Below are 14,445 nucleotides of genomic sequence, written 5' to 3' on the forward strand. Positions count from 1 at the left end.
ACGCGGTCGGTGCCGGCGGCGCGCGGTCCGTCCGGCCGGGACGTCACGGCTCGGACAGTTCGGAGGGCACCGTGCCCTGGGCGACATCCGCCGCCAGGTCGGTGAGCTTGAGCTGCCGGGCGCGGGCGTGCGCGCGCAGCCGCCCGAAGGCGTCGTCCAGACTCACCCCCAGCCGTTCGGACAGCACCCCCTTGGCCTGCTCGATCACCAGGCGGCTCTCCAGCGCGGTGGAGAGCTGCTGGATGAGGACGGCCTGGTCGTGCAGATCGTGCTGATGGCCGAAGCAGGCCGCGGTGGCGTCGGCCAGGGCCTGGGCGATGCGCAGGTCGTTGGCGGTGGGTATCTCGGTCTCCTGGCCGCTCATCAGGTTGAGGGCACCGGCGGTGAAGCCGGGGGTGCGCAGCGGGACCGCGGCGACCGCGGTGACCCCGGCGCGCCGGGCGCGGCGGGCGAAGCGGGGCCAGCGCATCGCCGCCGGGCCGGACAGCGAGGCCGGAGCCATGGCGGTGCCGTCGCGGGTGGCGTCGAGACAGGGCCCCTCGTCCAGTTCGATCTGGACTTCTTCCAGCCGGCGGCAGCGTTCGTCGGAGGCGGTGGCGTACTCCACCCGCCCCAGGTCGTCGAGGACGGTGACGCCGGCTCCGGCCACCGGCAGCAGGGCCGTGGCGTGTTCGGTCAGGTCGTGCAGCAGCTCCAGCGGATCGAAGTCCGCGCTGCGGTGCACCAGGTCGCGTACCGCTTCGGCGATACGCGCCTCACGTTCGGTCGCAGGCATGAATGGCCGCCGATCGGCAGGCTCCCGCCTCCACGACGTGGAGGCGGGGTCTCGGCGCGCGTCCGCGGCGGTGGGAGAAGGAAGTCCGGTCCCAGGGACCGCTGATGCCCGCTGACAGGAATTGCCGGCCGCCTCGACTCTCACCTGGCCCATCCGGGGCCGCCGCGGCTGCCGGTTCCACCCGGCTCTGGACGGCCTCACGGTGCACTTCTCACGGTAGCGCTCCGGCAAGAGCGCGCACAGGGAAAGCCGGTGCTTCCGCGAGCCGTTGACGCCACGGGGTGCCGGCCCTCCCCGCGCTTGCCGCCGTACGGGTCCGGCACCGCGCACGGCTTCCTAGGGCCGGCCCGCGCCCCGGTCCGGGCGGAAGAGGACCCACAGCAGGAAGGGGCCGCCGAGCACGCTGGTGACCACGCCCACCGGGATCTCGACGGGGGCGATCACCCGGCCCAGCGCGTCGGCGCCGGCGATCAGCGCGCCGCCCACCAGGCTGGAGGCAAGTACCGGTACGCGTGCCCGGCCGCCGAGGCGGTCGGCCAGTACGGGAGCCGCGAGGGCGACGAAGGCGATGGGGCCGCCGATGCCCGCGGCGACGCCGGAGAGGACCACCGCGAGGGCCAGGGCGAGCGCCCGGATTCGCCGTACGGGCACGCCGAGCCCGGCGGCGGTGTCGTCGTCGAAGCGCAGCAACTGGAGCCGGTTCCCGGCGGCGAGGGCGAACGGGAGCAGCGCGAGCAGGATCAGCAGCAGCGGCGTCCCCACCGACCAGTCGCGCCCGCTGAGGCTGCCGACCGTCCACAGGAAGACGCCGCCGGCCGTGTTGTCGTTCTGACGGGACATGACGAGGTCGGTGACGGCACCGACGACGGTCGAGACACCGATGCCGACGACGAGGACACGGTGTCCCCGGTGACCCGCGCCGCCCGCGCACAGCACCACCAGCGCGGCGGCCAGCACCGCGCCGACCGGGCCGAGCCACCACTCGCCGATCATGCCGGTGGACGAGCCGACGACGGAGGCGACGACGGCCGCGGTGGCGCCCTCGTTCACGCCGATGAGGTCGGGAGTGGCGAGGCGGTTGCCGGCGAGGGTCTGGGTGAGGCAGCCGGCGATGCCCAGGGCCGCGCCGACCAGGACGCCGACGGCGATCCGGGGCAGCCGGAAGTCCTGGACCAGCATCACCGTCGCGGGGTCGCCGGTGCCGAACAGGCCGGAGAGCGTCTCGGTGAGGCTCATGCCGGTGGAGCTGGCGAACGTACCCAGCGCGACGATGACCAGGATCAGCGCGCCGAGCGCGACGGCGACCAGCGAGCCCCGGCGGGGGAAGAGCCAGGAGAAGGCGCCGGTCCGCAGGACGAGGCTGTCGGGCGGCGTGACGTCCGGAGCGGTCCCTCCGGGAGAGACGGCGCCCGTCGTCGGTTTCGTCATGCCGTCCCTCCCGCCGTGGACATCCGCCGCGAGCGGGCGATCCAGATCAGCAACGGCCCGCCGACGAAGGCGAGGAGCACGCTCACGGGGGTCTCCCAGGGGCGGATGGCGATCCGGGCGAAAATGTCCGCCGCGATCATCACATCGGCGGCGATCAGTGCCGACAGGGCGAGCTGCGCGGCGATCCGCGGGCCGGTGACGGAGCGGGCGGCGTGCGGGGCCAGCAGGCCGAGGAAGGCGATGGGACCGGCGATCGCCACCGCCGACCCGGCCAGCAGGGTCACCGCCCCGGCGACGACGACGCGGACCAGCCCGGGGCGGTGCCCCAGGGATCGCGCGCTGTCGTCGCCGAGCGCGAGGGCGGCCAGCGGGCGGGCGGCGCCGAAGGCGATCAGCAGGCCGGTCGCGACGAGCGGGATCAGCGGGTAGGTGTCCGAGGTCTTGATGCCCGCCAGGGAGCCGATGGTCCAGTAGCGGAACGTGTCGAAGGTGGACTGGGTGCTGAGCAGGACGTACGAGGTCATGCCGTGGAAGGTGGCGCCGAGCGCGGAGCCGGCGAGCACCAGCCGCAGGGGTGACGCCGCGGCCCGGCCGGAGGCGGCCAGCAGCAGGACCACCGCGCTGGCGGCCATGCCGCCGGCGAGGGCCCAGCCGAGCAGGGCGTAGGAGGAGTTCGCCCCGAAGTAGGTGAGACCGATGACGACGCCGAGTGCGGCGCCGGAGTTCACGCCGAGCAGTCCGGTTTCGGCCAAAGGGTTGCGGGTGACGGCCTGGAGGAGGCAGCCTGCGGCGCCGAGGGAAATACCGACGAGGACGGCGGCGAGGGTGCGCGGCAGCCGTACGTCCAGGACGGCGAGCCGGAGTTGGGCGTCGGCGCGGGCCGCCGGATCGCCCAGGAGGAAGTCCCACGCGCGCGCGACGGGGCTGGATCCGGTGCCGATGAGCAGGGACAGCAGCACCAGGACGGCCAGCAGCACGGTCAGGGCGACCGCAACGGTCAGGATGCGCCGGCGGTGGCCGGACGCCCGTGACGGAGGGGGCTGGGTGTCGCCCACGGGGGGCCCGGCCTCTTGCGCAACCAACATAAGGTTAGCCTAACCTAAGGCTTGACCGGGGCTTTCGTCGCCCGACAGGCCCGGATACCGGGGTTTCCCCGGCATGCCCGGCACCAGTTGTTCCGTCAAACACCGTCCTGGCACCGGACTTCACCACTCGGAGAGCACAGACATGTCCACCCACACCCTGCCGCGCGTCCGCCGGACCGCGGCGGCCGCCGTCACCGCCGCCCTGGCGCTGGCCCTCACCGCCTGCGGAGGGGACGCGTCCGGTTCCGGGCAGGCGAAGACCGGCGGCGGCAAGGTCACCGTCACCGACGCCACCGGCACCGAGGTCGAGGTGCCCGCCAAGCCCGCCAAGGTGGTCGCGCTCAGCGAAATGGACCTCGACTCCGCGCTGGCCCTCGGGGTGAAGCCGATCGGTCTGACCGCCGGCCGCGGCCAGAAAGGCGCCCCCGGCTACCTCGCCGGCCGGGCCGGGGACATACCGGTCGTCGGCGCGGTCACCGGCCCCGACGTCGAGAAGGTGCTGCGCGCCAAGCCCGACGTCATCCTCGCCGGGCAGCTCGCCGACCCGAAGGTGCTCCAGCAACTGAAGGCCGTCGCGCCGACCGTCGTCACCATCGGCAAGGACAAGGACTGGAAGAAGGCGCTCGACCTCACCGGCCGGGTCCTCGGCAGGCAGAACGAGGCCAAGACCTTCCTCACCGGCTACGAGAACAAGGCCGCGGCCCTGAAGAAGAAGCTCGGCCCGCGCGCCGGCGCCACCGTCTCCGTCGCCCGCTACTCCGCCAAGGGCACCGCCGTGATGCAGCAGGGCGTGTTCATCAGCGACGTCCTGAAGAACCTCGGCTTCAAGCGGCCCGGCATCCAGAACGAGCGCGGCCAGGGCCACTCCACCCCGATCAGTGACGAGGACATCCAGCAGATCGACGGCGACTGGCTGTTCATCGGCACCCTCGCCGCCAAGGGCAAGGACGCCGACCTGTTCACGGAGCTGAAGGCCAAGCCCGCCTACCGTCAGCTCGGCGCGGTCCGCGAGGGCCACGCCACCGAGATCGACGGCTCCAAGTGGACGAGCCTGGGCGGCGGCCTGGCGGCCCTGTCCGTCCTGGACGACATCGAGAAAGCCATGGCCAAGTGACGCACGGCGCCCGGCCGGACGGGCACACTCCGCCCGGCCCGGCGCCCGCCCGCGGCCGTACGCACCGGCAGCACCCCGCACGTACGCGCACGTCCCGGCCGTCCGCCGGAACTCCGGCAGCACGCCCTCAACTACCACCGGCCCCACCCCTCAAGGAGAACCACCTGTCATGGCTCTGACCATCGACCACCTGCGCGCGGACGTCGCCGACGTGCTGGGCGAGGACCCGGCCGACATCCCCGTCGACGAGAACCTCGTCGACTACGGCATGGACTCGGTCCGCATCATGGCGCTCCTGGAACGATGGCGGCGCGACCACGGCACCCGGGCCGGCTTCGTGGACCTCGCCGAGCAGCCCGCCATCGAGGCATGGGCCCGCATCCTGGGCGCGGACTCATGACGGCGCTGCTCGACACCGCCGCGGCCGGCCGGCCCGTCGCCGCCGAGGGCCTGCCGCTGACGGCCGCCCAGACCGGCCTCTGGTACGCGCAGGCCCTGGACCCGGCGAGCCCCGCGCAGAACACCGCCGAGTACCTGGAGATCCACGGGCCGGTGGACCCGGCGCTGTTCTCCGACGCGCTGCACCACGTGGTCGCCGAGGCCGACGCGCTGCGGGTCCGGATCGTCGAGACTCCCGAGGGGCCCCGCCAGCTCCCGCTGACCACCGGCCCGGCGCCGCTGCCCCTGCATCTGGCGGACCTGCGCGCGGAGGCCGACCCGGACGGCGCGGCGCTCGCCTGGATGCGCGCCGACCTGGCCGAACCGTTCGACCTGGCCGCCGGACCGCTGTTCGCGCACGCGCTGTTCCGGGTCGGCGACACCCGCTGGCTGTGGTACCAGCGCGTCCACCACGTCGTCATGGACGGCTTCGGCTACTCACTGCTGGCCCGCCGCACCGCCGAGGTCTACACGGCGCTCGCGACCGGCGAGCCCGTCGGGCCCGACCCCTTCGGGCGCCTCACCGACCTGGTCGACGACGACGCCGCGTACCGCGCCTCGGACACGTACGAGACCGACCGGCGGCACTGGAACGAGGCGTTCGCGGACCGGCCCGAGGCCGTCAACCTGGCCGGGCGCACCGCCCTGCCCTCCCGTACGCATCTGCGCCGCACCGCGTACCTGGGGCCCGAGGTCACCGAACGGCTCAAGGGACTGGCCTCCTCGGTCCGCGCCACCTGGCCCGACGTGCTGATCGCCGCCCAGGCGCTGTACCTGTCCCGGGCCACCGGCGCCGAAGAGGTCGTCCTCGGGCTGCCGATGATGGGCCGGATGGGCTCGGTGGCGCTGCGCGTCCCCGGCATGGTCATGAACGTCCTGCCGCTGCGGCTGACCGCCGGCCCGCGCGCCACCTTCGCCGAACTGACCCGCCAGGTCGTCCTCGGCATCCGCGCGGCCCGCCGCCACCAGCGCTACCGCTACGAGGACGTCCGCCGCGACCTGGGCCTGCTCGGCGCCGACCGGGCGCTGGTCGGCCCGCTGGTCAACGTCATGCCCTTCGACTACGGCCTGGACTTCGCCGGCGCCCCGGCCACCGCGCACAACCTCTCCACCGGCCCGGTCGACGAGCTGACCGTCAACGTCTACGACCGCGCCGACGGCCGCGGCCTCCGCCTCGACTACGACGCCAACCCCGCGCTGTACGAGGGCCCGGAGGTCGGCCACCACCAGGAGCGGTTCCTGGACCTGCTGTCCCGCCTCGCGCACGCCGACCCGCACGTCCCCCAGGGCGAGCACGGCATCGCCACGGCGGCCGAACGTTCCCTGGTGCTGGAGCAGTTCAACGCCACGGCCCGCGAGCTGCCGCCCACCACGCTCATCGGGCCCATCGAGGCACAGGCCGCCCGCACCCCCGGCGCCACCGCGCTGGTCTTCGGGGACACCACTTGGACGTACGCCGAACTCGACGCCCGCGCCAACCGGCTGGCCCGGCACCTGGCCTCTCTGGGCGTCCGGCCCGGCACCCTGGCCGCCGTCGCCGTACCGCGCTCCGCCGACCTCGTCCTCACCCTGCTGGCCGTGCTCAAGGCGGGCGGCGCCTACCTGCCGCTGGACCCCGACTACCCCGCCGACCGGCTCGCGTACATGCTCGACGACGCGCGGCCCGTGTGCGTGATCACCGACCGGGACGACCGCGTACCCGGCGACGGGCAGCCGCCGGTGGTCGCCCTGGACGGCCTCGACCTGGGCGCGTACTCCGGCACCGTTCCGCCGCGCCCGCTCACCCCGGACCACCCCGCGTACGTCATCTACACCTCCGGCTCCACCGGCCGCCCCAAGGGTGTCGTGGTCAGCCACCGGGCCATCGACAACCGGCTGCGCTGGATGCAGGGCGAGTACGGCCTGGAACCGGGCGACCGGGTGCTCCAGAAGACGCCCTCCGGCTTCGACGTGTCCGTGTGGGAGTTCTTCTGGCCGCTGCGCCAGGGCGCCACGCTGGTGGTCGCCGAGGCCGGCGGTCACCGGGACCCCGCGTACCTGGCCCGCGTCATCCGCGAACAGGCCGTCACCACCTGCCACTTCGTGCCCTCCATGCTCCAGATGTTCCTGGCCGAGCCGGACACGGTGAACTGCGCCGGGCTGCGCCGGGTGTTCTGCAGCGGCGAGGCACTGCCGCGCGAGACGGCACGGGAGTTCGCGCGGGCCCTGCCGGGCGTGGAACTGCACAACCTGTACGGCCCCACCGAGGCGGCCGTCGACGTCACGTACCACGCCTGCGCGCCCGACGGCGAAGGCCCGGTGCCCATCGGAGCGCCCGTCTGGAACACCCGTCTGTACGTCCTGGACGCGGCCCTGCAACCCTGCCCGCCCGGCATCCCCGGCGAGCTGTACCTCGCGGGCACCCAGCTCGCCGACGGGTACCTGGGACGGCCCGGCCTGACGGCGACCCGCTTCATCGACGATCCCTACGGGCCCGACGGCGGCCGGATGTACCGCACCGGTGACCTCGCCCGCTGGACCGACCACGGCGAACTGCTCTACCTCGGCCGCACCGACCACCAGGTCAAACTGCGCGGCCAGCGCGTCGAACTCGGCGAGATCGAGGAGGCCCTGGCCGCCCTCCCCGCCGTCGCCGCCGCCTGCGCGGTGGTACGCGAGGACCGGCCCGGCGACCAGCGGCTGACCGGCTACGTCACGTACGAGCACCGCGACGGCGAGACCCCGCCCGACCCGGAGGAACTGCGCGCCGCGCTCGCCCGCACCCTCCCGGAGCACATGGTGCCCACCAGCGTGGTCGCCCTGGACGCGTTCCCGCTCAGCCCCAACGGCAAGCTGGACCGCAAACAGCTCCCGGCCCCCTTCTTCGAGGCGGGTCCCGGGCGCGCCCCGCGCACCCACCGGGAGGAGACCCTCACCCGGCTGTTCGCCGAAGTGCTGGGCCTGCCCCGGGTCGGCGTGGACGACGCGTTCTTCGACCTGGGCGGCACCTCCCTGCTGGCCGCCCGCCTGATGGCACGGGTACGGGACACGCTCGGCACCAGCCTGGCCATCGGCGCCCTCTTCCAGGACCGCACCCCGGCCGCGCTCGCCGCCCGCCTGGACGGCGACGGGGCGGGCGGCGACGCGCTGGACGTCCTGCTGCCGCTGCGCCCGGCCGGCGACCGCGTACCGCTGTTCGTCCTGCACCCGGCGGGCGGCATCAGTTGGTGCTACTCCGGCCTGTTCTCCCGGCTCGACCCCGCGCAACCGGTGTACGGCCTCCAGGCGCGCGGGCTGGCCCAGGACGAGCCGCTCCCGGCGACGATGGAGGAGATGGCCGCGGACTACGTACGGCAGATGCGTACCGTGCGGCCGCACGGCCCGTACCGGCTGCTCGGCTGGTCCGTGGGCGGCGTCCTCGCCCACACCGTGGCCGTACAGCTCCAGGAGGCGGGGGAGCGGGTCGAGTTCCTCGCCCTGCTGGACGCCTACCCCTCCGACCAGTGGCGCGACCAGGCCGTCCCCAAGGAGACCGACGCGCTGACCGCGCTGCTGCGGATGGCGGGGTTCGAGCGTACGGACGAGCTGACCCGCGAGGACGTCCTGGAGACGCTGCGCCGCGAAGGCAGCGCGCTGGCCGGGCTGTCCGACCGGACACTGTCCGCCGTCGTGGACATCGTCGTCAACAACGCCCGTCTCATGCGGGAACACCAGCACCGGGTGTTCACCGGCGACGCGCTGTTCTTCACCGCCGCCGCCCGCGCGCCGAGGACTGGCTGACGCGGGACACCTGGACGCCGTACATCCGGGGCGGGCTGGCCAATCACGACGTGGACTGTCTGCATCCGCAGATGACGCAGCCGCGTTGGATGGACGGGATCGCGGGGGTGGTGGCGGGGCGGCTGGCGGAGTTGGACGGCTGAAGGGGGCGTGCGGACGGGCTGGATGCCTGAATGGGCCGTTGGTCACGAGCTGGACGCCTGAACGGGTCGTTCGGTACGAGCTGGACGCCTGAACGGGCCGTTCGGACGGGTGAGTCGGGTGTGCCGCCGTGGGGTGCCCGGCTCGCCCTCGAGGCCGCCGAGGGAGTGCAACTTAGGTAAGGCTAAGCTAACCTTTGACCGTGTCGGGTGGATCTCACCCGACTGCCCTGCCCCGCCCGCCCCTTCAGGAGGAGCCGGATCATGAGCGCCCTCAAGACGCAGCCCCGCGTCACCGCCCGCCGCCTCGTCCGCAACGCCACCGCCCTGGCCGTCGCCGCGGGCAGCGTCCTGGCGGTGAGCGGCACCGCCGTCGCCCACGACCGGCCCGCGCACCGGGCGTCGTACCAGGTGGACACCGCGCAACTGGCCACCGGCCTCTACCAGTCCGCCTACTCCGAGCGCCACCACGTCCTGTGGACCACGACGGCCGTCGGCCGGCCCCCGGTCACCCAGTCCAGACTGCTGAAGGTCGACCCGAAGACGCTCAAGGCCAAGGCCGCGTACACCCCGCCGGTCACCGACCAGGCGACCGGCGCCGTCGAGGCGGTCTACGGCGTCGCCGTGGACGACGAGCACGACACCGTCTGGACCACCAACACCCGCGACAACTCGGTGGCCGTCTACAACCAGCGCACCGGCAAGCACCTCGCCACCCTGCCCAATGTCGCCCACGCCCGCGAGATCGTCGTCGACAAGCGCCACGATCTCGCCTGGGCCAGCGGCTTCGGCGACGGCTCGGTCGTCGCCTTCGACACCCGCACCTTCAAGGAGAAGAAGCGCGTCAAGGTCGAGGGCGCCGGCACCGCCGGACTCGCCGTGGACACCCGCACCGGCACCGCCTACGCCACCGACCTGACCAACGACCGGATCATCGCGGTCAGCCCGTACAAGGCCGAGCCGCGCTTCATCCCCACCGGCGACGCCCCCATCGGCATCGAGCTGTCCGCCGACGGCCGCACCGCCTACACCGCCAACCAGGCCGCGGGCACCCTCTCGGTCGTCGACCTGCGCAAGGGCACCGTCACCCGGACCGTCACCACCGGCGCGGGCGCGATCTCCGTCGCCGCCGACCACCGCTCCGGCCGGGTCTTCGTCGCCAACCGGGGCAGCGGCACCACCACCGTCGTGGACCCGGAGAAGGGCACCGTCCTGGCCGACCTGGCCACCGGCCCCAACCCGAACCACGTCACGGTCCGCCGCGGCACGGCCTACGTCGTCGACAAGTCCGCCGCCGGTGCCGACCGGATCGACTCGGTGCACCGCATCAGCCTCACACGCTCCCACTGACCGGTACGCCGCACACGCTCCCACCGAGTCCGGCTCCGTCGCGCACGCTCCCGGCGTGGCGGAGCCGGACTCGGCGGCGTTCGACGGTGACTCAGCGCCCCGGGCCGAGCAGGTCGCACAGCCCGTCGGCCAACTCCGTACGCCAGCACAGGTAGTCGTGGCCGCCGTTGAACTCGCGGTACACCGCGTCGTCGTACCCCTTCGCCGCCAGGGTGTCACGCAGCCGGCGGTTCGCGGGCAGCGCGACCCACTCCTGCTCGCCCGCCGACAGCCGGAACCGCACCGGCAGCCGAGGGGACTCCGCGATCCGTTCGGTCAGCCACTGCGCGCCCGGACCGTTCGGCCACCAGAAGGAGCCGGACTGCGCCAGCACGCAGCCGAACCGGCCGGGCACGGACACCGCGGCGTACGCGGCGGTCAGGCCGCCCAGGCTCTGGCCCGCCACGACGGTACGGGCCGGGTCGGCGGTCAGCGGCAGGTCCGCGCTCGCCCAGGGCAGCAACTCGTCCGCGAGAAAGCCGGTGAACCGCGGGTCGCACGTCATCTCGGTCCAGCGGGTGTCCGCGCCCAGCGACTCCGGCAGCAGCGCGGCCAGCGGGGGGATGCGGCCGTCCGCGATGAGGTTGTCCAGGAGCGTGGCCACCCCCAGTCCCGGCTGCCACATCTCTCCGTCCAGGAGGACGAGGACGGGGAGTTCCGCACCCGGTTCCGCGCCGCCCGGGGGCGCGTACCGCCACACCCGGCGCTCGTTGCCGAGCAGCGCGCTGCGTACGGTGTGGACGGAGACCGTGCCGCGGGGTACGCCGGGCCGCTCCCGCCACATCTCATCCTGCGGCGCACCGGACAGCGCGACGCAGGACACCGGGGTGTCGCCCCAGCGGCTCGCGATAGCGCGCTGGTTGTACGGGTCGGGGCGCTGCTGCGTGCGCAGCCAGGGCCAGTACGCGGCGGCGTCGGCCGGGCCGTCACCCTCGTCCACACACAGCGTGTACGTGGCGTGCCAGTCCCGGCGCATCCGCACCGACCAGTGCCACACGTCCGTACCCGGGACGCGTTCCATGAGATTCCCGGACGGGTCGCGCGGATCGGCGAGCTTGTTGGGCGACACCAGGACCGCGCGGGTGGCGGGGGAGCCGCGCCACAGGAACGTCACCAGCGCGTGGTCCGCCGCACCGTACGGGTCCGGGCCGGTCAGCGGCGTACCCTCGCGCTCCACCGCCCGCCAGAACTCCGCCCCGGACAACGCGGCCGCCCGGCGGACGACACGCTCGTCCGTGACGCGCGGCACGGGGGAGGGCCGCGGCACGCGGGGCGGGTGCCGGGGCGTGTCGGAGGGCGGGGCGGTGACGGTCATCGGGCGATCTCCATGCCGACGGGTAAGGTCACCCTTACCTTACGTCCCGTACGCTGCTCGGGCCCGGTCGCGGGTGGGCGCGGGCGGGCGCGACCGGGCCCGACGGTGCCCCTGGGCGTGCTGCCGCCTCTGGCCGCGCCGGGGCACGCACGTGGGAGGCGGCCGTGGGCCCCCGACGTACCGCACTGCCGAGAGTCAGCACTCGGTACGACTTCGCCACACGCGGCGGGCGGCGCCTGTCCGTCGTCGTCCACCAGGACGGGCGCCGCTCCCTGGGGCTCCACTCGGCGGACGACCCGTACGCCTGCCAGAAATCCGTCTCCCTCGAACCGGACGAAGCCACCGAACTGGCCCGCCTTGTCACTCCCTCCTCACTGGAAGCGGTGCCCACCGGCGGACTCGACCTGATCACCGGACACCTCCCGCTCGGCGCCCGCTCCCGTGCGGCGGACGGCCCCTGGGAGACACCTTGGCCCGCACCCGCACCGGAGCCTCGACCGTCACCGTCCTGCGCCGCACCAGCGCCCACCCCGCCCCCGGCCCCGACTTCCGGCTCGCCATCGGCGACCCCCTCACCGGACGCTTCGCGGGCCGCGTCGGACTGTCCTCCGTTCCCCTGTACCTACTGGCCGGACTCGCCTTCGGGCCCCTCCGACGCGGTCGCCGAGGTCCGCACCGACCCCGGCTTGGCGCACACCGGAAACAGAGCGCCTCCGGCGCGCGCCGGAGGTGAACGTCCCCACCGAATCTCAGCGCCGCGCGTGGCGGATCTTCAGCCGTCCGAAGCCCACGGCCCCGGAAATGCGGATCTTCGGTCCGTCGCCGGACCGCTTCGGGGCCTGGTAGCGCAGGTCCTTCCACCCGGTGTGCAGACCCTCGACGTCGACGACCGCCTCGCGCGGCACCGTGATCTTCGCCCCGCCGGTACCGAGTTGCAGCTCGATGTCGACGACCGGATGCTCGATGACCGCCCGGGACAGATCCAGCCGTACCTTCCCGAACGCGGACCCGACCTTCAGGACCCGGGGCACCCGCCACGCGCCCCGCCGCCGGATCCGTCCGCCGGCGGCCGCGATCGTCGACGTGGTGCCCGGACGCTCCGGGGGCAGCGAGGCCAGGAGCGATGCCAGTTCATCGTGCGTCTCGGCGGTGAGCACCTGGTCGAGACGTTCGTCCATCTCCTCGTGCGGGACGAGCCCGTCGGCATACGCATCCCGCAGGCGTTGCAGGGCCCTCTCGCGGTCGTCCTCGTCGAGCGGCCGGTGCGAATGTTCCGATGGTGGTGTCACCGTCTCACTCTAATGTCGCGCCGACGATGTCATGTGCCGGGCACCGCACCGGACTTCGGACGAGGCGTGAATCATTCTTACCGTGCGCCGCGGGGCCGCCGACGCTGGTGAGGCAGCGGAGGGCTCCGGGAGGCAGGGTGAGTGATTCCGAGGGCGAGGAAGAGGGCAATTCCGAGGTCGAGGGTGAGGCCGAGGGGGACGGCTCGGAGAACCGGTCGCCGCTGCGCCGGGTGTGGCGCCGGCTGCGTGAACACAGTACGCACGCCCTCCTGGTGGCGGTCGCGGCGGCCGTCGTGGGCGGGGTGGTGCCGGTCCTGCTGACCGGGGCGTTGCAGGACTGGCTCTCCCCGCCGGCACCGGCACCGGCCACCTGCCCAGGAGCCGGATGCGACGGGAAGGACCCGCAGAAGGAGGGGTGCTCCGCCGATGCGGTCACCTGGCTCCCGCGGGCGGACAATCCGGTCGCGCTGCAGGTGCGGCGCAGCAAGCGCTGCGGGGCCGTGTGGGGGCGGATCATCAACGCGGAAGTGGGGGACGTGGTGACCGTCCGGGTGGAGGGCGGCTCGGCCCGCAGCGCCGTCGTCGAGTACGGCAAGGACCAGTACACGCCGATGGTGTCGGTGGGCGAAACGTTTCGGGTCACCGCTTGCGCGGAGCCGACCATCGCCGTCTCCCGTACCGGGAGTTGGCGCAAGTACTGCATCGTCGCGACGGACACCACCGCCTGGAAGTAATGCCTCGGCAAGGGGGAAGCGCTCCTCCCGTACCGGCTCCCTAGGGGCCCGTGGAGAGTAGCCTTCAGATACGGAACGCGGCCCTCTTCGGTGCCGGTCCGTCCGCCTTCGGCGCGGAAGGCTCAGCGATGGAGCACCGGGTGTCTGTGCAGGAACTGCTCGTCGGTCTGGAGCGGGCCGTCGACTCCGGGGAACACCGGGAGTGGGCGGTACGGTGCGCGCACGCGCTGGGGCTGGAGGGTATCGCGGTCTCCTTGCGGTGGGGTGCGGAACTGGTGTGGTTCAGCGACGACATCAGCGCGCGGCTGGAGGACGCGCAGTTCACCCTGGGGGGCCCCGGGGTGACGACGGACTTCAGCGGAGTGCCCTACCAGGTGCCGGATCTGGACTCGGGCACGGGCGAACGGTGGCCGCAGTTCGTGGTCGAGGCCCAGTCGCTGGGCGTACGGGCGGTGTTCGTGTGGCCGGTACGGACCGGAGGCGCCCGGTTCGGTGCGCTGACCGGATACCGCAGGACGCCGGGGCCGCTGTCCGCGCGGCAGGCGGCGGACGGGCTGCGGGTGGCCGACGCGCTGGCCGGCCGGCTGCTGACCTGGCGGCCGGACACCGGGGAGTCCACGCCCCACGACGGGCCGGGTTCCGCGGGCGCGGTCGACCTGCACTGGGTCGAGGTGCACCAGGCCACCGGCGTGCTGAGCTGCCGGCTCGGCGTACCGCTGGAGGAGGCGCTGGTCCGGCTGCGGGCCCGGGCGTTCGCCTCCGGCCGACCCCTCACCGAGACCGCCCGCGACATCCTTCAGGATCTGCCGCCATGACCACCACCCCATGACGTCTATGAGGAACAGTCGCCGTGACCACTCCGCGACATCGTTCAGGAACTGCCGCCAGAACTGTCCACGGCATCCTCCGGGACCTGCCGCCGTGACACCGCCGCCCGGCACGGGCCTGCCGTGCCCGCACCCGCTTACCGAGGAGTAGG

At 73.6% G+C, this 14,445-nt stretch carries 10 protein-coding genes and 2 pseudogenes; 7 read left to right on the forward strand and 5 right to left on the reverse strand.

Features of this window, described 5'->3' with window-relative positions:
• Positions 1 to 43 precede the first annotated feature (43 nt).
• The 3 genes from EJG53_RS39095 to EJG53_RS39105 all read right to left on the reverse strand — a co-directional run bounded on the left by EJG53_RS39095 (position 44) and on the right by EJG53_RS39105 (position 3,288).
• Entirely contained in the window at positions 44 to 775 is a 732-nt protein-coding gene (locus tag EJG53_RS39095; protein ID WP_125048857.1) for an ANTAR domain-containing protein, read from the reverse strand.
• 336 nt (positions 776 to 1,111) lie between these two features.
• Positions 1,112 to 2,203 carry a FecCD family ABC transporter permease gene (locus EJG53_RS39100; protein ID WP_125048858.1) on the reverse strand — a complete coding sequence of 364 codons (1,092 nt, stop codon included), beginning with the start codon at positions 2,201 to 2,203 and terminating at the stop codon, positions 1,112 to 1,114.
• Positions 2,200 to 3,288, reverse strand: coding sequence for a FecCD family ABC transporter permease (locus tag EJG53_RS39105; protein ID WP_244955530.1), 1,089 nt, complete (start codon positions 3,286 to 3,288; stop codon positions 2,200 to 2,202). The genes EJG53_RS39100 and EJG53_RS39105 overlap by 4 nt, the downstream gene beginning before the upstream one ends.
• Positions 3,289 to 3,430: 142 nt before the next feature.
• Between EJG53_RS39105 and EJG53_RS39110 the strand changes: the two genes are divergently transcribed.
• The 4 genes and pseudogenes from EJG53_RS39110 to EJG53_RS39125 all read left to right on the forward strand — a co-directional run bounded on the left by EJG53_RS39110 (position 3,431) and on the right by EJG53_RS39125 (position 10,089).
• Positions 3,431 to 4,402, forward strand: coding sequence for an ABC transporter substrate-binding protein (locus EJG53_RS39110; protein WP_125048859.1), 972 nt, complete (start codon positions 3,431 to 3,433; stop codon positions 4,400 to 4,402).
• Positions 4,403 to 4,571: 169 nt separating this feature from the next.
• Positions 4,572 to 4,802: a phosphopantetheine-binding protein gene (locus EJG53_RS39115; protein ID WP_030018483.1), complete on the forward strand. Its 231-nt coding sequence runs from the start codon at positions 4,572 to 4,574 to the stop codon at positions 4,800 to 4,802.
• Positions 4,799 to 8,742: pseudogene (locus tag EJG53_RS39120) on the forward strand (amino acid adenylation domain-containing protein). Before EJG53_RS39115 ends, EJG53_RS39120 begins: the two are co-directional and overlap by 4 nt.
• Before the next feature lie 261 nt (positions 8,743 to 9,003).
• Complete coding sequence (locus tag EJG53_RS39125) at positions 9,004 to 10,089, forward strand: YncE family protein (RefSeq protein ID WP_125048860.1); 1,086 nt, start codon at positions 9,004 to 9,006, stop codon at positions 10,087 to 10,089.
• A 91-nt stretch (positions 10,090 to 10,180) separates the two neighbouring features.
• Here the strand turns inward: EJG53_RS39125 and fes are convergent, their stop codons facing one another.
• Complete coding sequence (fes, locus tag EJG53_RS39130; RefSeq protein ID WP_125048861.1) at positions 10,181 to 11,443, reverse strand: enterochelin esterase; 1,263 nt, start codon at positions 11,441 to 11,443, stop codon at positions 10,181 to 10,183.
• A 164-nt stretch (positions 11,444 to 11,607) separates the two neighbouring features.
• On the opposite strand from fes, the pseudogene EJG53_RS43120 reads away from it, so the two are divergent.
• Positions 11,608 to 12,017: pseudogene (locus EJG53_RS43120) on the forward strand (cation:proton antiporter regulatory subunit); the annotation flags it as partial.
• Between the two features lie 175 nt (positions 12,018 to 12,192).
• Here EJG53_RS43120 and EJG53_RS39140 read toward each other — a convergent pair.
• On the reverse strand, positions 12,193 to 12,732 hold the full coding sequence (locus EJG53_RS39140) for a DUF1707 SHOCT-like domain-containing protein (protein ID WP_125048862.1): 540 nt from the start codon (positions 12,730 to 12,732) through the stop codon (positions 12,193 to 12,195).
• A gap of 137 nt (positions 12,733 to 12,869) precedes the next feature.
• Here EJG53_RS39140 and EJG53_RS39145 point away from each other — a divergent pair, with 137 nt between their 5' ends.
• Entirely contained in the window at positions 12,870 to 13,466 is a 597-nt protein-coding gene (locus EJG53_RS39145; protein ID WP_125048863.1) for a DUF2690 domain-containing protein, read from the forward strand.
• A 140-nt stretch (positions 13,467 to 13,606) separates the two neighbouring features.
• On the forward strand, positions 13,607 to 14,281 hold the full coding sequence (locus EJG53_RS39150) for an ANTAR domain-containing protein (RefSeq protein WP_125048864.1): 675 nt from the start codon (positions 13,607 to 13,609) through the stop codon (positions 14,279 to 14,281).
• Positions 14,282 to 14,445: the final 164 nt, after the last annotated feature.

It is taken from the genome of Streptomyces chrestomyceticus JCM 4735 (assembly GCF_003865135.1).
Taxonomy (GTDB): domain Bacteria; phylum Actinomycetota; class Actinomycetes; order Streptomycetales; family Streptomycetaceae; genus Streptomyces; species Streptomyces chrestomyceticus.

What these genes read in the sequence shown, in the direction of transcription:
- EJG53_RS39110 (WP_125048859.1), top strand. Translation starts at nt 3,431, where the DNA reads ATGTCCACCCACACCCTGCCGCGCGTCCGCCGGACCGCGGCGGCCGCC.
- EJG53_RS39105 (WP_244955530.1), bottom strand. Translation starts at nt 3,288, where the DNA reads ATGTTGGTTGCGCAAGAGGCCGGGCCCCCCGTGGGCGACACCCAGCCC.
- EJG53_RS39095 (WP_125048857.1), bottom strand. Translation starts at nt 775, where the DNA reads ATGCCTGCGACCGAACGTGAGGCGCGTATCGCCGAAGCGGTACGCGAC.
- EJG53_RS39100 (WP_125048858.1), bottom strand. Translation starts at nt 2,203, where the DNA reads ATGACGAAACCGACGACGGGCGCCGTCTCTCCCGGAGGGACCGCTCCG.
- EJG53_RS39125 (WP_125048860.1), top strand. Translation starts at nt 9,004, where the DNA reads ATGAGCGCCCTCAAGACGCAGCCCCGCGTCACCGCCCGCCGCCTCGTC.
- fes (WP_125048861.1), bottom strand. Translation starts at nt 11,443, where the DNA reads ATGACCGTCACCGCCCCGCCCTCCGACACGCCCCGGCACCCGCCCCGC.
- EJG53_RS39115 (WP_030018483.1), top strand. Translation starts at nt 4,572, where the DNA reads ATGGCTCTGACCATCGACCACCTGCGCGCGGACGTCGCCGACGTGCTG.